At 62.0% G+C, this 23,541-nt stretch carries 19 protein-coding genes and 2 tRNA genes; 12 read left to right on the top strand and 9 right to left on the bottom strand.

The annotated features are described in order from the left end of the window. Window positions 1-135: 135 nt before the first annotated feature. Window positions 136-1,485 (top strand): adenylosuccinate synthase, encoded by a 1,350-nt coding sequence (locus ACVW0R_RS04565; protein ID WP_011431667.1) that lies wholly within the window; start codon window positions 136-138, stop codon window positions 1,483-1,485. 182 nt (window positions 1,486-1,667) lie between these two features. Beyond that, window positions 1,668-3,029 carry a tRNA (N6-isopentenyl adenosine(37)-C2)-methylthiotransferase MiaB gene (gene miaB / locus ACVW0R_RS04560; RefSeq protein WP_011431666.1) on the top strand — a complete coding sequence of 454 codons (1,362 nt, stop codon included), beginning with the start codon at window positions 1,668-1,670 and terminating at the stop codon, window positions 3,027-3,029. On the opposite strand, the gene ACVW0R_RS04555 is transcribed toward miaB, so the two are convergent. Both ACVW0R_RS04555 and ACVW0R_RS04550 read right to left on the bottom strand, forming a co-directional pair. Further along, a tRNA-Thr gene (locus tag ACVW0R_RS04555) sits at window positions 3,029-3,100 on the bottom strand. The genes miaB and ACVW0R_RS04555 overlap by 1 nt on opposite strands. 4 nt (window positions 3,101-3,104) lie before the next feature. Further along, a tRNA-Tyr gene (locus tag ACVW0R_RS04550) sits at window positions 3,105-3,190 on the bottom strand. A gap of 218 nt (window positions 3,191-3,408) precedes the next feature. On the opposite strand from ACVW0R_RS04550, the gene lysA reads away from it, so the two are divergent. The 3 genes from lysA (at window position 3,409) to ACVW0R_RS04535 (ending at window position 6,696) form a co-directional block, all read left to right on the top strand. Further along, window positions 3,409-4,785 carry a diaminopimelate decarboxylase gene (gene lysA / locus ACVW0R_RS04545; protein ID WP_457501721.1) on the top strand — a complete coding sequence of 459 codons (1,377 nt, stop codon included), beginning with the start codon at window positions 3,409-3,411 and terminating at the stop codon, window positions 4,783-4,785. A 235-nt stretch (window positions 4,786-5,020) separates the two neighbouring features. Next, window positions 5,021-5,944: a diadenylate cyclase CdaA gene (gene cdaA / locus ACVW0R_RS04540; RefSeq protein ID WP_011431664.1), complete on the top strand. Its 924-nt coding sequence runs from the start codon at window positions 5,021-5,023 to the stop codon at window positions 5,942-5,944. A gap of 5 nt (window positions 5,945-5,949) precedes the next feature. Then, window positions 5,950-6,696 carry an isoprenyl transferase gene (locus ACVW0R_RS04535; RefSeq protein ID WP_011431663.1) on the top strand — a complete coding sequence of 249 codons (747 nt, stop codon included), beginning with the start codon at window positions 5,950-5,952 and terminating at the stop codon, window positions 6,694-6,696. 159 nt (window positions 6,697-6,855) lie between these two features. On the opposite strand, the gene ACVW0R_RS04530 is transcribed toward ACVW0R_RS04535, so the two are convergent. From ACVW0R_RS04530 to ACVW0R_RS04505, 6 genes are all read right to left on the bottom strand, one after another. Beyond that, window positions 6,856-7,455 (bottom strand): CPP1-like family protein, encoded by a 600-nt coding sequence (locus tag ACVW0R_RS04530; protein WP_099813293.1) that lies wholly within the window; start codon window positions 7,453-7,455, stop codon window positions 6,856-6,858. A gap of 33 nt (window positions 7,456-7,488) precedes the next feature. Further along, the gene (locus ACVW0R_RS04525) at window positions 7,489-8,715 is read right to left on the bottom strand and encodes a cysteine desulfurase family protein (RefSeq protein ID WP_011431661.1); all 1,227 of its coding nucleotides are present in this window, start codon (window positions 8,713-8,715) and stop codon (window positions 7,489-7,491) included. 349 nt (window positions 8,716-9,064) lie between these two features. Then, entirely contained in the window at window positions 9,065-10,384 is a 1,320-nt protein-coding gene (gene rodA / locus ACVW0R_RS04520) for a rod shape-determining protein RodA (RefSeq protein ID WP_414346054.1), read from the bottom strand. Between the two features lie 100 nt (window positions 10,385-10,484). Further along, a complete protein-coding gene (locus ACVW0R_RS04515) occupies window positions 10,485-10,667 on the bottom strand; it encodes a hypothetical protein (protein ID WP_457501720.1) in 183 nt (60 codons plus the stop codon). 400 nt (window positions 10,668-11,067) lie between these two features. Continuing rightward, a complete protein-coding gene (locus ACVW0R_RS04510) occupies window positions 11,068-11,904 on the bottom strand; it encodes a hypothetical protein (protein ID WP_457501719.1) in 837 nt (278 codons plus the stop codon). A gap of 14 nt (window positions 11,905-11,918) precedes the next feature. Next, the gene (locus ACVW0R_RS04505) at window positions 11,919-12,251 is read right to left on the bottom strand and encodes an NINE protein (protein WP_240531036.1); all 333 of its coding nucleotides are present in this window, start codon (window positions 12,249-12,251) and stop codon (window positions 11,919-11,921) included. Window positions 12,252-12,371: 120 nt separating this feature from the next. Here ACVW0R_RS04505 and ACVW0R_RS04500 point away from each other — a divergent pair, with 120 nt between their 5' ends. From ACVW0R_RS04500 to ACVW0R_RS04490, 3 genes are all read left to right on the top strand, one after another. Continuing rightward, window positions 12,372-13,370 carry a ribose-phosphate pyrophosphokinase gene (locus ACVW0R_RS04500; RefSeq protein ID WP_099884625.1) on the top strand — a complete coding sequence of 333 codons (999 nt, stop codon included), beginning with the start codon at window positions 12,372-12,374 and terminating at the stop codon, window positions 13,368-13,370. 195 nt (window positions 13,371-13,565) lie between these two features. Further along, window positions 13,566-16,598 (top strand): PAS domain S-box protein, encoded by a 3,033-nt coding sequence (locus ACVW0R_RS04495; protein WP_240527771.1) that lies wholly within the window; start codon window positions 13,566-13,568, stop codon window positions 16,596-16,598. 11 nt (window positions 16,599-16,609) lie between these two features. Beyond that, complete coding sequence (locus tag ACVW0R_RS04490) at window positions 16,610-17,632, top strand: response regulator (protein WP_011431655.1); 1,023 nt, start codon at window positions 16,610-16,612, stop codon at window positions 17,630-17,632. Here ACVW0R_RS04490 and ACVW0R_RS04485 read toward each other — a convergent pair whose 3' ends face one another. Beyond that, entirely contained in the window at window positions 17,633-18,736 is a 1,104-nt protein-coding gene (locus tag ACVW0R_RS04485; RefSeq protein WP_099812662.1) for a septal ring lytic transglycosylase RlpA family protein, read from the bottom strand. 145 nt (window positions 18,737-18,881) lie between these two features. Here ACVW0R_RS04485 and purM point away from each other — a divergent pair, with 145 nt between their 5' ends. From purM to ACVW0R_RS04465, 4 genes are all read left to right on the top strand, one after another. Next, entirely contained in the window at window positions 18,882-19,937 is a 1,056-nt protein-coding gene (gene purM / locus ACVW0R_RS04480) for a phosphoribosylformylglycinamidine cyclo-ligase (RefSeq protein WP_011431653.1), read from the top strand. A 202-nt stretch (window positions 19,938-20,139) separates the two neighbouring features. After that, window positions 20,140-21,150 (top strand): ABC transporter ATP-binding protein, encoded by a 1,011-nt coding sequence (locus tag ACVW0R_RS04475; protein WP_099812663.1) that lies wholly within the window; start codon window positions 20,140-20,142, stop codon window positions 21,148-21,150. Next, complete coding sequence (locus ACVW0R_RS04470) at window positions 21,147-21,932, top strand: ABC transporter permease (protein ID WP_011431651.1); 786 nt, start codon at window positions 21,147-21,149, stop codon at window positions 21,930-21,932. Before ACVW0R_RS04475 ends, ACVW0R_RS04470 begins: the two co-directional genes overlap by 4 nt. A gap of 24 nt (window positions 21,933-21,956) precedes the next feature. Further along, entirely contained in the window at window positions 21,957-23,525 is a 1,569-nt protein-coding gene (locus ACVW0R_RS04465) for a GldG family protein (RefSeq protein ID WP_011431650.1), read from the top strand. The last annotated feature ends 16 nt before the right edge of the window (window positions 23,526-23,541 follow it).

Genomic DNA, 23,541 nt, shown 5'->3' with positions numbered 1-23,541 from the left:
CGAGGGGTCGAAATTAATCGATTGTTAACGTTTTTGTCCGAAGCCCTCAACACTGCCTGGAGCAATGCGGTAAATTAGTGCAGCGACCCCGCAAAGGGGATTTTTTGTGCCGTTCAGAGACTGTAGGAGAAGCCCTTGGCAAACGTTGTGGTTGTCGGTGCCCAGTGGGGCGACGAAGGAAAAGGTAAGATCACCGACCTCCTCAGTGAAAAGGCGCATGTGGTCGTCCGCTACCAAGGCGGGGTTAACGCAGGACATACCGTGGTGGTGGGGGGCCAAATCTTTAAGCTGCACCTGATCCCCTCCGGCATCCTCTACCCCGACAAGCGCTGCATCATCGCCAGCGGCACGGTGATCGACCCTGAGGTGTTGCTGGCCGAGATCGACCAACTGCACCAACTGGGGATCTCCACCCACAACCTCTACATCGCCGAGACAGCCCACGTAACCTTGCCCTACCACCGCGTCATCGACGTGGCCGAGGAAGAGCGACGCGGCATCTACCGGCTGGGCACCACCGGGCGAGGCATTGGCCCTACCTACGCCGACAAGGCCGAGCGCATGGGCATCCGCGTCGTGGACTTGATGTACCCCGACCAACTGCGGGAGCGCCTCAGTTGGGCCATTCCCTACAAGAACGTTTTGCTGGAAAAAATCTACAACCTACCCCCTCTGGATCCCGAGCCGATCATCGAGCAATACCTGGCCTACGCGGAGCGGCTGCGCCCCTACGTCACCGACGCTGCCCTACTCCTCACCCAGGCCATCGAGGAGCGGCAGAACATCCTCTTTGAGGGGGCCCAGGGCACGCTGTTGGATCTCGACTACGGCACCTACCCTTACGTCACTTCCTCCCATCCCATCGCCGGCGGCGCCTGCGTGGGGGCCGGGATCGGCCCCACCAGCATTGACCGGGTGATTGGGGTAGCCAAGGCCTACACCACCCGCGTCGGCGAAGGCCCCTTCCCCACCGAGCTCAAGGACGAGATTGGCGCTTACCTGGGGGCGGCGGGAGCCGAATTTGGCACCACCACCGGGCGGCAGCGGCGCTGCGGCTGGTTCGACGGCGTAATCGGGCGCTACGCCGTGCGGATCAACGGCCTGGATTGCTTGGCCATCACCAAGTTGGATGTGCTGGACGGCCTAGACGAGATCAAGGTGTGCGTGGCCTATGAGTACCAGGGGCGCGAGATCCGTCACTTTCCCAGCGATGCCCGCGTCTTTGCCCAGTGCAAGCCCATTTATGAAACCCTGCCCGGCTGGAAGTGCTCCACCAAAGACTGCCGCTCCCTTGAGGACTTGCCTCCCGAAGCCTACGACTACCTGAAGTTTTTGGCCCAGTTGATGCAGGTGCCGATTGCCATCGTCTCCCTGGGAGCCAGCCGCGACCAAACCATTATCGTGGAGGATCCCATCCACGGCCCCAAGCGCGCCTTGCTCTACCCCAACGGCCGCAAGCAAGTTCACGCCCTCATGCCCGACTGACGCGCCCTAGCTCAGTGGCTACTCTGCTGAGGGACACTGCTTAGCAAACCAGCCTGGGCCGCGCAGAGGGAGCCAAGGGAGAGGGATCTGCCCCCCAACCCTTACGTTGCCGCTACCGCCCCATAAGGATCCGCTAAGCTCAAAAAAGGTAGAGATTGCTGACCCTGTCTTCTGGTCTTGCGATGGCTGCTCCCACCTATTACACCATCACCTTCGGCTGTCAAATGAACCGGGCCGATAGCGAGCGCATGGCCGGGATCCTCGAGTCGCTGGGGTATGTGCCCGCCGAAGACGAGCTGCAGGCAGACTTAGTTCTCTTCAATACCTGCACCATCCGCGATAACGCTGAGCAAAAGGTGTATTCCTACCTGGGCATCCAGGCGCAGCGCAAGCGGAAAAACCCAGCCATCAAGCTCATCGTGGCCGGCTGCGTGGCCCAGCAGGAGGGGGAAAGGTTGCTGCGCCGCGTCCCCGAGTTGGATCTGGTCATGGGCCCCCAGTACGTCAACCGCCTTGGGGATCTGCTGGCCCAGGTGGAGGCGGGCAACCAGGTGGTGGCCACCGAGCCTGTCGAGATCCCGGAAGACATCACCAAGCCCCGCCGGGATAGCCGGGTGACAGCCTGGATCAACGTCATCTACGGCTGCAACGAGCGCTGCACCTACTGCATTGTGCCGTTGGTGCGGGGACGGGAGCAGTCGCGCCAGCCGCAGGCCATCCGCGCCGAGATTGAGGACGTGGCCCGGGCCGGCTACCGCGAGGTCACCTTGCTAGGGCAAAACATCGACGCCTACGGGCGGGATCTGGATCCCAAGACCAACCTGGCCAGCCTGCTGCGCTTTGTCCACTCGGTGGAAGGGATCGAGCGGATTCGCTTTGCCACCAGCCACCCGCGCTACTTTACTGAAGAGCTGATCGCCACCTGTGCCGAGCTGCCCAAGGTGTGCGAGCACTTCCACATCCCCTTCCAGGCGGGCAGCGACGCCGTCCTCAAGCGGATGCGGCGGGGCTACACCCAGGAGCGCTACCGCCAGCTCATCCAGCTCATCCGCCAGTACATGCCCGAGGCCACCATCAGCGCCGATGCCATCGTCGGCTTCCCCGGCGAAACGGAAGCCCAGTTTCAGGAAACCCTGCAACTGGTTCAGGATATCGGCTTTGATTTCCTCAATACTGCCGCCTACTCTCCCCGCCCTGGCACGCCGGCAGCCGAGTGGCCTGACCAGGTGCCGGAAGAGGAAAAAAGCGACCGCCTGCAACGGCTCAACCGCTTGGTCGCGGAGGTGGCTGCCGCCCGCAGCGCCCGGCTGCTGGGCCAGGTGCAGGAGGTGCTGGTGGAAGGCCCCAATCCCAAAAACCCCCGCCAGGCCATGGGGCGCACCCGCGGCAATCGCATCGTCTTCTTCGACGGCGATCCCGAGCAATTGCAGGGATCCCTGGTGCCAGTGCGCATCACTGCCACACGGGCCTTTTCCCTCAGCGGCGAGATCGTCAAGCCAGGGGAAGAGAAACCTCAAGCGGCGGAACTTGGAGCCTGCACGTAAGCCCACGACGAGGATTGAACTCGTGACCTCCCCCTTACCAAGGGGGTGCTCTGCCACTGAGCTACGTGGGCGGCATGGTGGGCCGAGTTGGATTCGAACCAACGTAGGCATAAGCCAGCGGATTTACAGTCCGCCCCCTTTAACCACTCGGGCATCGACCCTTGGACACTGGCTTCCTATATTAGCAGAAAGTGCTGCCCAAGATCGAATCCAGGCGAGAAGAGCTGTCTTGGGGACGGGAGCTAAACAGGGAGGGAGTTCCCGGCAAGACATCATGCCCTACCTTGCGGGGGCTGCTGGCAACAAGGGGCTTGAGGGCATTTGGCCAAACTGGAGAGAAAACTTGATAGGGTGGAGGACAGTCCCTTCACTTGTCCCTATGGTTTCAACCCTCGGCACTTCCACCTCCGTCGAACAAGTTTCTCCCAACCAGTCGCTATTGCCCCTGACCAGCCGCACCAACAGCCAGGGCCACCTGGAAATCGGCGGCTGCGACGTGGTAGAGCTGGTGCGCCAGTTTGGCTCTCCCCTCTACATCCTGGACGAGTGGACGTTGCGACACGCCTGCCGGCTCTACCGCGACACCTGGGCCCGCTGCTACCCTGGGGGATCCCAGGTCTTGTATGCTACGAAAGCCTGGAACTGCTTGGCCATCTGCGCTTTGGCCTTACAAGAAGGGCTGGGGCTGGACGTGGCCTCCGGCGGGGAGCTCTATACCGCTATTCAAGCAGGAGCCAGGGGTGAGGAGCTCTACCTGCACGGCAACGCCAAGTCGGCGGAGGAGCTGGCCATGGCCCTGGAGGTGGGCTGCACCCTGGTGGCCGATAGCCTCTACGAGCTACAGCAACTGGCCGCTCTGGCTACCCCTGCACGACCGGCCCGCTTGTTGGTGCGGGTCAACCCCGGCATTGACGTCCACACCCACGAGTACATCCGCACTGGCCAAACCGACAGCAAATTTGGCATCGGCCAGTGGCAACTGCCGGAGGTATTTGATTTTTTGGCAGCCCATCCCCAATTGCAATGCGTCGGGCTCCACGCCCACATCGGATCCCAGATCTTCGACCTACAAGGCCACCGGGATCTGGCAGGGGTACTGGCCCAGGTCTGGCGCCAAGGGCTGGAGAAGGGGCTGCCCTTGCAGGAGCTGAATGTGGGCGGCGGACTAGGGATCCGCTACGTCGAATCCGACGATCCCCCCTCCATTCCGGAGTGGGTGGAAGCCGTGGCCACTGCAGTGCAGCAGAGCTTCACCGCCGCCGGGATCCCGCTGCCCAAGGTGCTCTGCGAGCCTGGACGGTCTGTGGTTGGGCCAGCGGCTGTAACCGCCTACACTTTGGGGGGCAAGAAGTGGATCCCGCCCAGCGAAGACCTTCCCGAAGGGCGTCTCTACGTCACCATCGACGGCGGCATGTCCGATAACCCCCGCCCTATCACCTACGGGGCCCGCTACACCGCCCTCTTGGCCAACCGCCCCGAGGCCGAGGCCACCCAGCGGGTGACAGTGGCCGGCAAACACTGCGAGTCGGGGGATGTGCTCTTGAAAGATGTGCTTTTGCCCAACCCAGCGCCCGGCGAAGTCCTAGTTGTGTTGGCCACTGGGGCCTACAACTACAGCATGGCCTCCAACTACAACCGCTTTCCTCGGCCCGCGGCAGTGCTGGTCAACCAAGGGAAGGCCCAGTTGATCCTGCGGCGGGAAACTTATGCAGATCTGATCCGTCAGGACATCTTACCGGAGCGGTTGCAGCGGTGAAGGGCAGAGACGGCTGCCTGTAACCGTTGCCGTTGAGGGCGGGGCCCGGCTTTCTCTGCAGCGGCGACCCCGCTGGCTCTGGGGCAGGAAAGACTGGAAGACAGGTAGGAGGTGAGTGGTAGGCTGGTCAGGGGGCCGCAGTCCAACAGGGGTTCCGGAGCCAAAAGGTTCTGGGGCGCAGGATGGCGTAGGCAAAGGGTCCGCAACGAGGGGAGCGTGAACGGGGTTTTTCGGCATGCTGGCGGCCTTATGGGCTTGGCTACAGCAATTTAATGTTCTCAGCCTGTTGGACTGGGCTCTGGCCGTCTTGCTATTGGCTTTGGCCCTCTATTACACCCGCGAGAGCCGGGCCGGGGTGCTGGTGCGGGGGTTTATGGTGCTGCTGGTCCTGTATCTGGCCACCGCCTCGCTGCCGCTGGTGCACCTGATTTTGGATCGCTTGCTCCTGGCCGCGGCTGTGGCGATGGGGGTACTCTTTCAGCCGGAGTTTCGGCGGCTCCTGGAGCAACTGGCGAGGGCCATCTGCGTTGAGTGGCCGAACAGCACAGACGATGACGAGGATGACCCTAAGGAGGATTTGGTGGAGGAGGTGGTGCAGGCGGTGCGAGAACTCTCCCAAAATCGGACAGGGGCGCTGATTGTCATCGAGCCAGATCAGCCCATTGACTCGCGGGTGTTCACCGATAAAGGGGTTCCTCTCCAGGCGCGGGTGTCCCGGGAGCTCTTACAGACGATCTTCCAGACCTCGACGCTCCTGCACGATGGGGCTGTAATTATCCATCGGGATCGGATTCGCGCGGCAGGGGTGATCCTGCCGGTTTCGGAGCGAACTGCCTCTCGCCAACTGGGCACGAGGCACCGGGCGGCGATGGGGATCACAGAACAGGCCAATTGCTTGTGTATTGTGGTCTCAGAGGAGACGGGATCCATCTCACTGGCAGAAGGCGGACGCCTCGAGCGACCTCTGACCAGTGCCAAGCTCCACGAACTGCTGGTGCAGCGGTTGCGCCATCCGCGCGAAGCCAAAAAACGGGATGCTCCTCTGCAGGGATTGTGGGCCCACCCGTGGATTCACAATGGGCTGTTGCGCTGGTGGGGATCCCTGCCAGATCTAGCCAAACTCCTTCGCAAACCTGAGAAAACCCTTCCTAAAGACTGATCCGCATGACCCTTTCTCCTGTCCATCTTCTGCAGTTGCCTGCCGACCTAGATCCGCAGTTATTGCCCCGCCATGTGGCAGTGGTCATGGATGGTAACGGGCGGTGGGCGCAAAAACGAGGCTTGCCCCGCAGTGTCGGGCATCAGCGCGGGGTAGCGGCTTTGAAGGAGTTGCTCCGCTGCTGTCACGATTGGGGGATCCCCCTCCTCACCGCCTACGCCTTCTCCACGGAGAACTGGGGCCGCGCCCGCGAGGAGGTGGATTTCCTCATGACCTTGTTCGAGCAGGTGCTGTGGCAGGAACTGGCGGAAATGGTGCAGCAGGGGGTGCGCATCCAGTTTGCCGGCCAGTTGTCGGCCCTGCCCCGATCTTTGCAGGACACGATCCTGCATGCGGTGGAACGCACCCAGCACAACGAGGGCATTTGCCTGACGGTGGCCCTCAACTACGGCGGCAGACAGGAGATCGTGCAGGCTTGCCGCTCGATTGCCACCCTGGTGCAGCAGGGGCTTTTGCAACCGGATCAGATCGACGAGGCCCTCTTTTCCCAATTTCTCTACACCACTGGCTTGTCGGATCCCGACCTGTTGATCCGCACCAGCGGCGAGATGCGCATCAGCAACTTCCTGCTCTGGCAGATGGCCTACACCGAGCAGTACTTCACCCCCATCCTCTGGCCGGATTTCGACCGCGCCGCCTTTCACCAAGCCCTGCTCAGCTATCAGTCGCGGCAGCGGCGCTTCGGCAGATAAGACCTTGACGGATCCCCGCCTGGTCAAATCCAACTAGGGGCCGACCCAAGCGCTCCTGCCCTCACCCCCAACCCCTCTCCCTCAGGGAGAGGGGAGTTAGGGAACGACTTAGATGGACAGGCAGCACATATGTAGGAATGTGTACCTGAAGCCCCCCAGCTAGCGCAGAAAGCTGGTGACCAGCCACATCACCGCAAACGTGATCCCCACCAACAGGGCGCCGGGGGCATCGCCGCCGGTGAGGGGAAGGGCAATGGCGTAGGCCAACATCAGTCCCAGGCTCAGTCCTGCCAGCGCCAAGAGAAAAGCGCGAAGGAAGCGGCGCTCTTTGCGGTACAGGAAATAGATACAGGCCATCAGCCCCAGCGCCAGTTGCAGGGAGGGATACTCATCGGGAGCCAAGACAACCCAACCCACCAGTCCTCCCAGCAACACGGCGGGCCAGAGCATATCCGGGGCAGAGGGGCTATCCAGCCAGCGGCTGATCCAGGGGGGATTTTGGGCAGCGGGACGGGGCAAACTCGGTTCTGTCTCTGGACGGGCAGCCCGCTGTTCAGCGTAGCGAATGCGGTCGGGGACGGCGATCTTGCCCTCCTTGCGCAGGCGCAGGCGCTGCATCAGGATGGCGTCGTAGGCTTGTTCCACCCGCTCCTGCTGCTGTTCATCCGCACCCAAGCTGGCCAGGAGCCGTGCCCGCGCCGATTGGATCTCCTCAAAGGAGGCTTCTTCGCTGACTCCCAACACTTGATAGGGACTCATCTCAGCCATAACGACCAGCCCTGTAACTCTCTATCACCTTAGCCCAGCCGCCAACTCAGCGGCAGGAGCCGCTGGCAGGGGTTGGGTTGCCTTCTCCTCAAGGGATCCAGCGCCCGCAGCCGAGAGGAGAAGAGCCCGCAGCGACTGCGCCACCTGTTCAACTGCGGCTTGGGTGGTGGCCTTGCCCAGGCTGAGGCGGATGGATCCCAGGGCCTCGGCCTCGGAATAGCCCATGGCCAAAAGGATGCGGCTGGGGATCCGTTGGCCGCTGCTACAGGCAGAGCCGGCGCTGATGGCGATCCCCTGGCGGCTCATCTCCCTCACCAGCACATTCCCCGGCATGGCGGCAGTGCAGTAGCTGAGGTGGTGGGGCAGGCGTTGCTCCAGATCCGAGGGGCCAGTTAGCCGCAAACCTGGCACAGAGGCCAGCAACTGGGCCAGCTGCCGTTGCAACTGCCGCAGGCGGGCCGTCTCCTGCTGCAGCTCTTGGGCTGCCAAGGCCGCTGCCACCCCTAGACCGACAATGGCAGGGATCCCCTGGGTGCCAGCTCGCAGCCGCCGTTCTTGCCCGCCCCCCCGCAGCAGCGGTTGCAGCTCCACCCCCGGGCGTACGTAGAGCGCCCCCACCCCCTGCGGCCCGTAAAGCTTATGCCCAGACAGGGAGAGCAGGTCCACCGGCAGTTGCGCCAGATCCAAGGGGATCCGCCCCACCGTCTGCACCGCGTCGGTGTGGAAGAGAACTCCCGCCTGGCGACAGAGGCGGCCCAGCTCGGCAATGGGCTGCAGGGATCCCACCTCATTCTGGCCGTGGACGATGGAGACCAGCACGGTGGTGGGCTGCAGCGCCCGGAGCAGGGTTTGGGGATCCACCTGGCCGGCGGCGTTCACCGGCAGGCGGGTTACCTTCCAGCCTTGGGCCTGCAAGCGGCGGGCGGCATTCTCCACCGAGGCGTGCTCGACGCTGGAGATGATCAGGTGCTGGGGAGTGGAGTAGCGCTGCGCCACCCCAAACAGGGCCAGGTTGTTGGACTCCGTCCCGCCGGAGGTAAACAGCAGCGTCTCCGGCTCACAGTTGAGCAGCTCGGCCACCTGCTGCCGCGCCCGTTCCATGGCCATGGCCGCCCGTTCGCCCCAAGCGTGCAAGCTGGAGGGGTTGCCCCAACTTTCCTGCATCGCCAGCCGCATGGCCTCGATCACCTCCGGCCGAGGCGGAGTGGTGGCGCTGTGGTCAAAGTAAAGCGCGGGATCGAGAGGCGACATGGGAGCTTGACAACCCAGGACTCGATGTCCCCATCTTAGTGCTGGCGCGTTGGCAATTTACACCCCTTGCCGCAGGCGTTGCAGTCGTGCCAGCTCTTTAGGCGGGAGGGGGTTTTGGGCAGCGTCTGACTACCCCACCGCATAGGCAAGTGGGGTAGGTGCATCGAGATCTCAACCGCGCCAGGGCCCTCCAGGAGAGAGGACGAAAAGACTAGGAGGGAGTAGAAGCAGGGGTCGATCCCTGGCTCGTCAGCAGCGTTGCGCGCGGATAGGAGAGCGCTGCGGAGCGGCATGGCTACCGACCTGAGCCAGCGTCGCCAGAAAAGGAGGGAGAAGAAAACTCTTGAAATTACCTGAATAAGGTGGTGCGTTGGCGGTGCATGACCACCGATTCCACCAGGCCAATGGCCAGAAAGTTGGTCAGCAGAGCCGAGCGGCCATAGCTCAAAAAAGGCAGGGGCAGGCCGGTGATGGGGGCCAGGCCGATGGTCATGCCGATATTGACAACTGCCTGAAAGAGGATCATGGCCAGCACCCCGATGGCAATTAGGGAGCCAAAATTGTCCTTGGCCCCCTGGGCAATCCAGATGAGCCGTGCACAGAGAATCCAAAACAGAATCAGCACCGTCAGGGTGCCGACAAAGCCCATCTCTTCCCCAATGGCCGAGAAAATGAAGTCGGTGTGCTGCTCGGGGATGAAGTCCAGTTGGGTTTGGGTGCCCTGCTGGATGCCACGGCCCCAGAGCCCGCCGGCCCCGATGGCGATGCGGGACTGAATCAGGTGGTAGCCAGATCCCCAGGGCTCTTGCATGGGATCGATGAAGATCTCCAGCCGCCGCCGCTGGTAGGGCTTGAGGATGTGCCAGGCCACCTGGCCCAGATGCCCAGAGAGCAGGTTGAGCACTCCAAAGGTCATCGCTCCTGTCCACCGCCAAGGCAGCCGCCAAGCCGCCAGGCTCGCCATGCCCAAGCACCAGATCAGCCAGACCCAGAGCATCCAGCTCAGCTCGGGGCGGGTGTGCAGGCCGTAGAGGATGGCCCCCACCCCCGGCGACAGCAGCAAAAGGATCCAACTGCCCTTGGCCCCGGCCCAGTAGAGCATGGCCAGCAAGATGGCCACAAACACCAGGGCCGTGCCCAAGTTGGGCTGTAGGAAGATCAAAACCCAAGGAGGGGCGATGACGGCAACGGCCACCCAAATTTGGCTGAAGTATTTGATCGGCCAGTGGTGCAAAATGGCCGCCAGGGTAATAATGACCCCCAACTTGGCAAACTCGGAAGGCTGCACCTGGACGCCGGCAATGGAGATCCACCGCTCCGCCCCCCCTCCTGCCGTGCCGAAAAAGAGCACTGCAACCAAGCCCGCCAAGGTCAGGCCATAGGTAAACCAGTGCCAGCGCAGCAGCCGCTCATAGGGGATCCGCGCCACCATCGCCAAAAACACCAGGCTGATCCCGGCCATGATCAACTGCTGCAGCCAGTAGTGGCTGATGGGGCGCTCCCAGACAGCGCTGCGGATGGCAACAATGCCGATGCCCGTCAAGGCCAGCACCGTGGCCAGCAAGATGCCGTCGAACTCCCGCCAAAGCGACAAGATCTGCTGCAGGAGCCGTTTCCACCTTGACTGGGGGGGCACTTTTGGATCGGCGCTGTGCAGGAAGAGGGCCATATCTGATGGAGCGACGCCGGCACCAGTTTATCTCTATTCCCAGCTCTGCAGTTGCTCTATCCAGGCAGAGGGCCGGGATCCCACCTGTTCTCGGCGCCGCTCAAAATTGGCTGCCGTCCAAATCAGAAGCAGGCCCAGCAGGATGCCCATGCCCCACAGCAGCAGCGGGGTAAGTCGTTATCAACAGCCATCCCTGCCGCAAGACGCCCAGGCCAAAGCCTAGGGTGCCCGCCCACAGGTAGGCCCGCACCCGCAGCGCCAGACCCAGTACTCCCAAAGCCAAGCCCAGCCCCACCAGCCAAAACCCTGCCCACAGTTGCCCGTGGGTTCAAAACCAAGGGCACCGCCAGCCACAGCCAGCCAATGGACTCCGCGCCCTGCGCCAAAAACACGAGGTAGCTGGATCCCAGCAGCACCAGCCCCATGCCAAAGGACTCCGTCCCGCTACCGCGAACGGCACTCTGCTGCCACAGCCGCAATCTCTGTCCTGCCGGTGCCGACAACCGCCCGCCCAGCGCCACCCGTCCCGCCCATTGCAGCAAGCCCAGCAGCAGCAGGATACCCCCCCAAGCAGACAGGCTTGAGTCAGGCCCAAGCCAGAGGATCCCGGCCAGAAGCGCCCCCAGCCAGTAGGCATGGGTCAGGAACACCCACCCATTGCCAACCCCGGACTTCTGCTGTAGCTACCAGGCCAGGATGCCAGTACTCAACAGCAAATGCCAAAAGCGAATTGCCGGATGGGGAAAGCTCAAAAGCAAGAGGGATCCGCCCAACCCCAACTGCGACACCTGCACCTGCCCCGAGAGCAACCCCCGCCAGATCAACAGGGATCCAGCCGCCCCGATTGGCCACAGCCTCGCTCCCCGCCATTGCAGCAAGCGGCGGCTCCAGGTGTAGGCCACCGCGCCGACAACCCCCAGATAGAGGATCCCGAGAACAACAGTAGGACGAAACTCCGACGGCCCCAGGCTCCAGAAGAGGTGCAGGCTGGAGAGAGCCAAAAAATGGGCCAATGTCTCGTAGAAAGCGGAACCCACCCCCAGCAAGCGAGCCCGTCGCCAAACCGCCAAGGGGATCCCTATGAGTAACCCCAAGGCAACAACCCGGATCCCCCACGGGATCCCCAGCCCGTCCAGCGCCCACATGTTGATCGGCAGCAGCAGCAGGGCAATAGCCTCCAGGGTTTGGCCTGTCAGACGCAGCCCTTCCTGCCGCCCCGCCCCCACCCCAAACGCCGCCGTATAGGCCAAGAGCACCCCGTACTGAGCTGTCGGGGAAAACTCTTCCCAGAGGCTGGCCGCCAGCACCCCCGAAGACACCACCACCAAAAACAGGCCCAAAAGCAGCAGCCAAGCCACGCTCAGCTCAGACAGCAAGTTGCGCAACAATACAGCCATCTCCGGGGGAGAGGAGGGCTCGCCGGTCAAGGACTCCGTCCCGCCAGCGCGAACAGGTTGGGGCTCTTCTCCCGGCGCGACAACCCCAGAGCCGGCCAAGCGAGCGTTTCTTTCCCGCACCATCTGCGGGATCCAAATCAAGTCAAGAGCTGACCGATCCCCAACAGCCCAAAAGTCAGCAGCCAGAGCAGCCCTGTGCGCCAGCGGCGCAGGTAAAAACGGTGCAGGCCGCAAAGGCCGAACAAACCCAAGATCCAGAGCACGTAGGCCGAGCCCAGGCTGGCCGGGATCCCGTTGCCGGGAGAGACTGCTGCTGCCTTCCGCTCTTCCTCCTCCGCTTGGCGCTCCAGCCGATACTGCTCCACCAGATGGCGAAATTGCTCTGGCGTCAGCAAACCCAGCTCCAGCCAGGCTTGCAACCCCCGCAAGACCTGCTGCCGGGATCCCGAAACGGTATCTTGGGAGCCCATCGCTGCATTCCCTGGGGATTAGTATGAAGAAATACCCAGTTGCTGAGGTGGGAAAAGCTAATGCTACGATAACGGAGCGTGCCTTTGGGCGCTAGCTACGGACGAGTTCAATACCGATCTGTGGTTCGCTCTGCCCCTTTTCTTCGCCCCTCCCCCCTGCCGCCTGTTTCTGAGAGCAACCGGCTTAAGATATTTTCCGGCAGTGCCAATCCCGCCCTGGCCCAGGAGGTAGCTCGATATTTGGGCTTGGATCTGGGCCCGATACTGCGCAAGCGCTTTGCCGATGGGGAACTGTACATCCAAATCCAGGAGTCGATCCGGGGTGCCGATGTCTACTTGGTGCAGCCCACCTGCCGCCCGGTCAACGATCACCTGATGGAGCTGTTGGTGATCATCGACGCCTGCCGCCGCGCCTCGGCCCGCCAGATCACCGCCGTCTTGCCCTACTACGGCTACGCCCGCGCCGACCGCAAAACCGCCGGACGGGAAGCCATCACCGCCAAGCTGGTGGCCAACATGATCACCCAGGCGGGAGCCCACCGGGTGCTGGCCATGGATCTCCACTCGGCCCAGATCCAGGGCTACTTCGACATCCCCCTCGACCACGTCTATGCCCAGCCGGTTCTGCAGGCCTACCTCAAAGAAAAAGGCCTGCTCGACGAGGATATTGTGGTCGTCTCTCCCGATGTAGGGGGAGTAGCGCGGGCTCGCGCCTTTGCCAAAAAACTCAAGGAAGCCCCGCTGGCGATTATCGACAAGCGCCGCCAGGCCCACAACGACGTGGAAGTCATGAACCTCATTGGCGATGTGCGCGGTAAAATCGCCATCCTTGTGGATGACATGATCGATACGGCGGGCACCATTTCCGAAGGGGCAAAGTTGCTGCGCAAGTCGGGAGCCAAGGCGGTTTACGCTTGCGCCATTCACCCGGTCTTTTCCGATCCCGCCATCGAACGCCTGCAGGGCGGGCTGTTTGAAGAGGTGATCGTCACCAACACCATCCCCATCCCTCCAGAGCGGCATTTTCCAGGCTTAACCGTCCTCTCGGTGGCGAGCGTGCTGGGAGAAGCGATCTGGCGCATTCACGAAGACAGCTCCGTCAGCAGCATGTTTCACTAAAGTTTCTCCAGAGCATCGCTAAAGTATAGATAGGGGGTGCAGAACGGGCGTACCTGGAGGGGATCCCTTGCTTTTTGCCCTGTGAAGACCAACTCAACAGGTACCCCCCATCTATCCTGATGGACTGGGTAGAGCTAGCTTCCCAGCCGAGTTTTTCCCATGTCGCCTCCCATTTCTAGGTCACCAAGATCCGTTGTGAACGGTTGTGTTGCCGGGCAGGCCGCCGCCAGGGAAGAGCTGTCCCTTCCAACTGAACTGAAGACAGAGTCCGCTGCGGCGCTGTACCCGCTGTTGCAATTGCTGGGGCAACTGCTGAACGTACCCTGGGTCTATCTAGAACTGGTCCAGCCGGGATCCCATTCCGACTCGCCTGCAAAAGGGATCCTCTACCCCAACCCCCAGCAGATCCCCGGCAACGAGCCGCCCAACCCCATCGGCGGATCTTGGCCCTTTCAGGAAGCCTTTCCCCTGCTGGATGAGGGAGGGAGGCGGCTGGCAACACTTTACCTGCTGGGGGAGCGCCCCCGCCAACTGAGCCTCCCCGAACGGGGACAGATCGACCTCATCGCCCTTAGCCTGCGACACATCCTGCTCCAGGCCCAGGAGCAGCGACAAGCCCTCGAGCAGCTCCAGACGCAACTGCAGCACAGCCGCAGCACCGCCGCCCGCTACCAGCCGATCTTCGAGAACGCCGTCGAAGGGATTTTTCAAACCACTCCAGAAGGGAAATATCTGGTGGCCAACCCGGCTCTGGCCCATATTTTCGGCTACGAATCCCCGGAAGATTTGATGCGCCACGTCTCCGATATCGGCACTCAGATCTACGGCGATCCAGAGCAGCGATCTGAGTTCGTACAGCGCATGCTGAAGGAAGGCCAGGTCGTGCACGCGGAGCAGCAGGTCTGCCGCAAGGACGGCAAAAAAATCTGGATTTCTTTAAACGCCCGCGCCCTGTACAACGAGCAGGGGGAGCCCCTCTATTTTGAAGGGTTTGTTACCGATATTACAGCCTCCCGCCAGCTTAAAGAACGGCAACAGCAACTGGAAGAAGCCCGCAGAGAGAGCGAACATCGTTTTTTGCAACTGGCTGAGAACAGCCAGCAACTGTTTTGGATTTCAACGCTCTGCGGCAAAGAGCTGATTTACGTCAGCCCCGCCTGTGAAGCCATTTGGGGCCTTTCCCCTGCAGAGGCCTACGCCAATCCCCAGGCCTGGATGCGCCGCATTCACCCTGACGATCGCTGGCTGTTCCCCGCCATTTTTCAAGCCCAACTTCAGGGCCAACCCACCGATGTGGTTTTTCGCCTCTGCCGCCCCGATGGCCGCCTCCTCTGGCTGCGAGAACGCACCTTTCCCATCCTCGACAAAGAGGGCAAGGTCTACCGGGTGGCAGGGATCGCCGAAGACATCACCGAGTCCAAGCAACTGGAAGCCGAACGTCGTCGTATAGAGCAAGCCTGGCAACAGAGCGCCAATCATTTCCGGCAGATCTTTGAGCTGGCTCCCAACGGCATTGCTCTGGTGGATCTGCAGGGGCGATTTATCCAGGTCAACGAGGCCTTTGCCCAGATCGTCGGCTACACCCCCGAAGAGTTGCAGCGTCGGCAACAACTGGACATCCTCCACCCCGACGATGTCAACCAACTGCTGGCGGCTAACGAGGCTCTCTTGACACGCAAAGTCTCCATCAGCCAGCGGCAGATTCGCTACATCCACCGTTCCGGCCAAGTTGTCCATGTGCTGTTCCAGGCCGCCCTGCTTACCGATGGAGCCGGCCAGCCCACCCAGTTTCTCAACCAGGTGATCGACATCAGCGCCCGCGTCGAGGCAGAAGTGGCCCTCAAAGAAAGCGAAGAACGCTTCCGCCAATCCTTTGAGTGGTCCCCCATCGCCAAGGCCATGACCCACCTGGATGGCACCTATTTTCAAATCAACGCCGCCTTTACCGAAACCCTGGGCTACACCCTAGAAGATCTCGAGGGGAAAACTGTCCTCGACATCACCCATCCCGACGACATCGCCGTCACCTTGGAGAGCACCAACCGCCTGCTGGCCGGCGAGGTGCACCACTGCGAACAGGAGCAACGCTACATTCACAAGAACGGGCAAATTGTCTATGCCCTTCTCCGCATCACCCTGGTGCGCACCGCCCAAGGGGATCCCAGCTACTTTCTCAGCCAAATTTTGGACATTACCGAGCGCAAGCAAGCCGAGGCAGCCCTTCGCCAAAGCGAGCTGAGTTTGCGGGGCATCTTTGAGCAGTCGGCCCTGGGCATTTCCATCGTCGATAGGCAGGGCCGTTACCTCAAGGTGAACCCCGCCCTGGAAGAGATCCTTGGCTACAGCGGCGCCGAATTGGTCAACAAGAGCTTCTGCGACCTCACCCACCCGGACGACCTCGAGGAAGATTGGCGACTCTTCCAGGAAGTTTTGAACGGCCAACGGGATCGCTACCACCTGGAAAAACGCTATATCCACCGCAGCGGCAAGGTGGTTTGGTGTCGCCTGGCAGTCTCAGCAGTGCGGGATCCCGAAGGCAAAAACCTCTTCATCATCGGCATCTCTGAAGACATTACCGAAGAAAAACGGGCGGAGCTGCAGATTCAGGCGGCCCTGCAGGAAAAAGAGATTCTGCTGCGGGAGATCCACCACCGCGTCAAAAATAACCTGCAAATCATCTCCAGCCTGCTGCGGCTCCAGGCGGATCAAATCAAAAGCCACAAGTATGCCCGCGTTTTTAAGGACGCCGGCAGCCGCATTCAGGCGATGTCTTTGATCCACGAGGGCCTGTACCAGTCCAACAACCTGGCTGCTGTGGATTTGAGGCAGTACCTCCACAATTTAATTTCTAATCTTTTCCACTCCTACGGCGTGAACCCCGAGATCATTCGCGCCAGCATCCGCGCCGAAGGGATCCGCCTCAACCTCGATGAGGCAGTTTTGTGTGGCCTGATCATCAACGAGCTGGTCACCAACAGCCTCAAATACGCCTTTCCCAAAGGCCGCAGCGGCCAGATCGACGTCCACTTTAAGCAAACCCGTACTTATACTCAGTTGCGCGTCTCTGACAACGGCATTGGCCTGCCCAGCAACTTCGATTTCAAGGAAACTCAATCTTTGGGTTTACAACTGGTTGCAACTCTCACCGATCAGCTCCAGGGCAAGATAGAATTGAGAAACAAGTCGGGTACCACTTTCATCATTACCTTTCCGAGGAGCCAGCCTTGAAGAAAGTTCCCATGCTTGCCAAAGGCAGCATTCTGGTTGTCGAAGACGAGAAGATCATCGCCAAGGATATCGCCAACGTCCTGAAAAAATTTGGCTATGCGGTGCCGGCCATCGCGTCCTCTGGCGAAGAAGCGATCCGATGGCTGGAGGAAATGTCGGTGGACTTGGTCTTGATGGACATCGTTTTGAAAGGGGATCTCGACGGTATTGAAGCCGCCAAGCGGATCGCCGAGCGCTTCAACATTCCGGTGGTGCACCTGACGGCCTACGCTGATGAGGACACTCTCTCTCGCGTTAAGGAGACACAGCCTTTTGGCTACATCATCAAACCTTTCAAAGAGCGGGAGCTCTACACCGCCATCGAAATTGCCTTGCACAACCACCGGCAGAGCCTAGAAAGCCGCAGGCTGGAGGAGAAAAGGCTGGAGGAGCTGCGACAGAAGCTGCAGCAGTTGCAGCAGTTTGCAGAGGTCAAGGGCACTTTGTTCAAGAAGTTCTTGCAAGATCTGAGTGAGCCCCTCTCGAACCTCAAGTTCGCCCTAGGATTGCTCAAGGAGGCAGAGTCGGAGCAGAAGCGGCAGCACTACCTACGGGTGCTGGAGGAAGAGTTTCACCGCGAGCTGGAACTGATTCATCAGACTTCTAACCTGGAAGATTTGCTAAACCTGGAAAATGTCGGCCTGCTGAGCCAGTTTAGCTTGTTGCGGGCCCAGGAGCCCAGCCGGAGTCGCCTGCTAGAAGGGGAGAAGCCGCCAGCCACAGCTACGGCTACCCTCTCCGAGCCCCCCGCAGCGGCGGCCTGTCCTGCCCCGCCGCCCAGCCCTGCCGCTGCCGAAGAGGCGATTACAGTGCCGCGGGCGACGCTGCGCCCCCTCAACCAAACTCAGTTGGCAGAGCGGCTGGGGGTGGTGGTCTCCGCCATCACCTACTGGAAGTTCAAGAGTGGGTTTCCCGAGTGGAGCCGCAGCCGGGATCCGGACGGCATTGCTTGGCACTACTCGCCCGATTCCAAGCGCTTTTCGCCCGTGCCTTAGCTAGCGCTGCACGACTTCCAGGCGCACCGGCGCCAGCCCCGAGCGCACCATCCCCAGGGCCTCCGCCGCCCGCAGGGAAAGGTCGATGATCCGACCGGGGATGAAGGGGCCGCGATCGTTGATGCGCACGACAGCCTGGCGCCCGTTGTCCAGGTTGGTTACCCGCACCTCGGTGCCGAAGGGGAGGGTGGGATGGGCAGCTGTCATCTCGTGGCGGGTGGGGTGCAGGTCATACCAGGAGGCGATCCCTTCTTGCACAGGCCCGACCACTCGGACAGAGTCCGGTTGCGCCTGGGCCTGAGTTTCTGATCGGCGGGCAGCGGTGGCTTTGGCGGCAGTCAGGGTGGCCGGCTGGGGCAGGGCCGAAGGGGCAAGAGGAGGGGCATCCAGCAGCAGACGGCGCAGACGATTGGCAGCCAAAACCGCTGTATCCACCGGGCGTTGGTTATCCAGCAGCAGCACTCCTTCGTCGATGCGCAGCAATTCCTCGTCGTTTACCCGAACCGCGTAGAGGGGATCCCCGGATTGGGGCTCTGCCCAAGCCAGAGTAATGGTCGTGTCCTTCAGGGATCCCTGGGCCATTTGGTTGAGCCGGGCCACGAGGGAGCTGGCCCGCAGCAGCGGCGACTCCAACCCGGGCTGCTCGACAAAGCTGACAACGGGGAGATCCCGAACGTAGACGGTGACCACCTGCCGCCCGTCCATCTGGTAGTCGTAGAGGGTGGAGACAGGCTGGCTGGACGACTGCTGCTGTTCGCCGATCTTGAGGATGGGCTCTTCCATTGGCCGAGAAGGGATTGCCCGGCGAGCCAGGGAAAGAGACTGCGAGTGTTGGGGGTTCAAGGTGCCGAGTTTGGCTGGCGGGGGAGCGTTGGGTTGGGGGGGAGAGACAAGGTCAGTTGCCGGGGAGAGGGAGTGGGTTTTGGGGGATAGCTGGGTTGCTCTGGCACTAGGGGAGCCGCTGCGAGTTGAGGCTTGCGCCCGCGAGGTTGGGCTGCCCAACATACCTGCCGGCAAGCTGAAGGCCGTAACACAGAGACAGCCGACCAAGCCCACTTGGCGGGCGGGAGCCAGTCCCTGTCCAAGCCGCTTCCAATTTCGCATGAGGCCGCGCTCCTCTCGAAACTCCTGTACAACGTCCAATGCGACAGTAAAACAGAAGTTAATGTACCATAGGTTTCGAAGTTGACAAGCTTGCCCGGCCAAGGGCAAAAGCCCAAGTCCCGTCAGCATAAGGATTTTCGGCATCTTGGACTACCGCTCAGCAGGGGTTGACATTGAACTCGGACGCGCTTTTGTCAAGGGGATCCGGGAGCGCGTTGAAGGCTCTCAAGCTCAGTCTTCAGGTTCTTCAGGAACCTTGGGCGGCATTGGCGGCTTTGCCGGCTTGTTGGAGCTACCGGCGGGCTACCGGGCCCCGGTTCTGGTTGCCGGCACTGATGGAGTGGGCACCAAGCTGGAGATCGCCCAGCAGTGGGGGCAGCACCGCGGCGTGGGCATCGACCTGGTGGCCATGTGTGTCAACGATGTGCTGACGGTGGGGGCCAGGCCGCTGTTTTTCCTGGACTACATTGCCACCGGCAAGCTGGAGCCGGAAGCGCTTTGGCAGGTGATCGACGGCATCTTGGAGGGCTGCCAGGAGGCCGGCTGCCAACTCCTGGGGGGGGAGACGGCAGAGATGCCGGGGTTTTACCCGCCCGGCAAGTACGACCTGGCGGGTTTTTGCGTCGGGATCGTCGAGAGGGCAGACGTTCTCGACAGCTCGCGGGTGCAGCTTGGGGATCGGTTGTGGGCCTTGCCCAGCAGCGGGTTGCACAGCAACGGCTTTAGCCTGGTGCGGCGCATTGTGGCCGAGCGGGGCTGGCCTTGGGATCACCAACCCCCTGGCTGGGATCGGCCTTTGGCGGAGGTCTTTCTCACTCCCACCCGCATCTATGTCCAGGCAGTGCAGCGGCTGCAGGCAGCAGGGATCCCCCTCCACGGCATGGCCCACATCACCGGCGGCGGCATCCCAGAAAACTTGCCCCGCTGTTTGGCTCCGGAGCAGGCGGCGCGGCTAGAGCCCCACAGTTGGCCCATCCCACCGGAGTTTCTCTGGCTGCAGGAGCAAGGCCAAGTGGAGACCTTGGAGATGTTCAACACCTTCAACCTGGGGGTAGGCTATGTGCTGGTGATCCCTCCTGAGGCGGAAAATCGGCTGAGATCCCTGCTCCCCGAAGCCTTTCCCATTGGCGAGGTGGTGCCGGCCCGCCCAGGGGAGAGCCGGGTCTTGGGGCTGGAGGAGTGGGGATCCTTGGTACCTTGAGTCCCCACCAAAGGGGGGAAGGAGCTGGCTGTGTTTGCGGATCCCTGCCGCTGCTGTGCTAAGTTTGCTGATGGCCTCGGCGCTGCTGCCTCTGTTGCTCTCAACCTCCGCCTATTTCACAAGAGAAGGGCTGCGCGCTTTCCCATCTCCGGACTTGGGCTGTTGGCCAACTCCCGCTGACCCTCTAGGTTAGGAGCCGCCGATGACAGGTTTATCCACTGCTCCTGCAACCAAGGCTGCCATCGAAGTGGAACATCTGAGCAAAACCTACGGCAGCTTTACGGCCATCCGCGACATCTCTTTCCAGGTCAACGCCGGCGAGATCATGGGGTTTCTGGGGCCCAACGGCGCCGGCAAAACCACTTCTATGCGCATTTTGGCTGGCTATTTGCCTGCCAGCGAGGGGACGGCGCGGGTGGCCGGGTTCGATGTGCATGAAAACCCTATGGCGGTGCGGCAGCGCATCGGCTACCTGCCAGAAAACCCGCCCCTCTACCCGGACATGACGGTGGAGAGCTACCTGGACTTTGTCGCCCAGATCAAACGGGTCAGCGCCGGGGATCGGCCGCGACGGGTGGACGAGGTGATCCGCCGCTGCAGCCTGGAAGACAAGCGCCACACCTTGATCCGCAAGCTCTCCAAGGGGTACAAGCAGCGGGTGGGCCTGGCCCAGGCCCTGGTGCACGACCCGCCGGTGATCATCCTGGACGAGCCCACGATTGGTCTGGATCCCAAGCAAATTATCGAGGTGCGCAACCTCATCAAGAGCCTGGCAGGAGAGCACACCATCATCCTCTCCACCCACATCCTGCCGGAGGTGAGCATGACCTGCGACCGGGTGGTGATCATCAACCGCGGCCAGGTGGCGGCCATTGGCACGCCCGCCGAGCTGACGGCCCAGCTTCAGGATCGGCAGCAGGCGAAGCTGGTGGTGGGCGCTCCTGAGGAAACGGCCATCCGAGCGGCCCTGCAGAACCTGCCCCAGGTGGAGGTGGTGAGCTTGCAGGCCCTGGGATCCGATCCCCCTCGCTGGCAGGTACACCTGAAGAGCCATGTTTCTGCAGAAGGCTGGATCCCGGAGGTGGCCAGGGCCCTGGTACAGGCGGGGATCGACCTCTACGAGATCGGCCGTCCCCAGGCTTCTTTGGAGGAGATTTTCCTGCAGCTCACTACCCAAGAGGGATCCGAAGGCGCGTTGGAGGAAGCGGCATGAACGGCGTGGTTGCCATTTTTCGCAAAGAGCTGCGCGGCTACTTCACCTCCCCCATTGCCTACGTGGTGGCGGCGGTGTTCTGGGGACTGGCGGGCTTTTTCTTCGTCAACATCTTGGTGCGGGTGATCAACTTCTCGCAGCAGGTGGATCTCTTTGCCCAGTTTGGCCAAGAGAACCCTTTTGATGCCGCCACCATCCTGTCGCAGCAGTTTCTCAATCTGCTGGGCACGCTTTCCTTATTTTTATTGCCCATCTTTACCATGAGCTCCTACGCTGAGGAGCGGCGGCGGGGCACCATGGAGCTGCTGGCCACTTCCCCCATCACCAACCTAGAGGTGGCCCTGGGCAAGTGGCTGGCGGTCTGGGTGTTTTTCATCACGCTGCTGCTGCCGCCGCTGGTCTACCACGTGCTGGTGCTGAGTAGCGCCAACCCAGCAGTGGACTACCGCCTGACCCTGATGGGCTATGTGGGGCTTGCTCTGCTGGCCGGCAGCGTCATGGCCCTGGGGTTGTTCATCTCTTCCCTGACCGACAGCACCCTTATTGCGGCGGTGGCTACCTTTGGGCTGATCCTGCTGCTCTGGGTCATCGACGCGGCAGCCGGCCAGGAGAGCAACTGGATTGCCGCCACTCTGAGGCATGTCTCGCTGCTGCAGCAGTACAGCAACTGGGTGCAAGGGATCCTCAGCAGCAGCAGTGTTGTCCTTTTCCTCAGCATCATCGTGCTGGGGCTGTTTGCCACGGTGCAATCGGTGGAAAGCCTGCGCTGGCAGCAGAGCTAGGGTTGCGTTGGGAGGAGTGCGGTGATGAAAGCTTGGCAGGCATTGGCAGATTGGACGGGGATCGTCGGCCTTGGCGTCGTGGCCATCGGCCTGCTGGTGGGAGCTGCCCTCACCGGCTGGACGGCGGTGCCCCTGAGCCTGATGGCCACGGGCTTGGCCCTGGTGGTGGTTTGGGGCCTCACCCACCGGAAGGAAGTGAGCCTGTTCCTGGGCCTGCGCTCCACCCAGACCAACGCCAACATCCTGGTGGCGGCGGCGGCGATGGCCGTGATCTTGGTGTTGCTCAACGTCGTGGCGGTGCGCTACGACCTGCGCCTGGATCTCACGGAAGAGGGGCTGTTTACCCTCTCCCCCCAGACGCGGCAATTGGTGCAAGGGCTGGCCCAGCCAATGAAAGTCTGGGTGGTCACCACCGCCCCCGATCCCAACCTGCGGGAACAGCTGGAGCGCTACCGCCGCCTCAACCCCGAGCGCTTCCAGTTTGAGTTTGTGGATCCCAACCGCGATCCCCTCACTGTCCAGCGGCTGCAGGTTACCCAAAATAACACTCTGGTGGTCGAATCGGGCAATAACCGCCAACAACTGCCCCAGCCGCCCGCCCCTGAGCTGGAGAGTAAGCTCACCCCTGTGCTGGCCAAGGTGGTTAACCGCGGCGAAGTGGTGGCCTATTTTGTACAGGGGCATGGGGAGGTGAGCCTGGAAGCTCGCGAGGGCACCCCAACCCTGGCCCAGGCGGTGGCAGCCCTCGGCCAGGAGGGCTACCGGGTGGAGCCGCTGAACCTGGTGCAGTCGCAGATCCCAGAGGAGGCGGATGTGTTGGTCTTGGCAGGGCCGCAGCGGGCTCTCTTCCCCGGCGAGGTGGAGAAGCTGCAGGACTACCTGGCCAAAGGGGGGCGGCTGCTGCTCTTGATTGGGCCACGGGTGGATGCCGGCCTGGATCCCTTGCTGGAGGAGTGGGGCGTGGTTTTGGGGGATGACTTCATCATTGAGGTGAGCAGCGTCAGCCAGCTTTTGGGCACGGGGCCGGCGGTGGCCCTGGTTACCACCTACGGGGATCACCCCATCACCGCTCCCCTGGCAGAACAGCGGCTGATGACCCTCTTCCCCCTGGCCCGTTCTGTAGACACTGAGGTCCGCGAAGGGATCCAGGCCACGCCTCTGCTGCGCACCAGCCCGCAGAGCTGGGGAGAGACCAGCCCCAACCTAGAGGCCGGCCCGCTGCAATTTGACCCGGATCAAGACAAGCCCGGCCCCCTGACCCTGGGCGTAGCCCTGACCCGCCAGGTGAAAGGCGATCAGAAGACCTCAGAATCCCAGGAGGGGCCGACCGAGGCTCGGCTGGTGGTGATCGGCAACGTCAACTTCGCCCTCGACGGCAACCTGAGGCAGCAGGGGAACCGCGATCTCTTCCTCAACACCCTCAACTGGCTCACTGAGCGAACCGAACAGATCTCCATTCGCCCCAAATCCATCACCGACCGCCGTCTTGCCGTGACCGGCCAGAACTTCCGCTGGCTGGTGCTGGGATCGACGGTGCTCCTGCCGCTGGTGGCGTTGGGATCGGGGGCCGTGCTCTGGTGGCAAAGACGATAGGGCCAAGGAGGACGAG

The organism is Thermostichus sp. MS-CIW-15, from assembly GCF_054060575.1.
The sequence above is the reverse complement of the archived record's forward strand: the minus strand, read 5'-3'. Positions and strand labels throughout refer to the sequence as shown.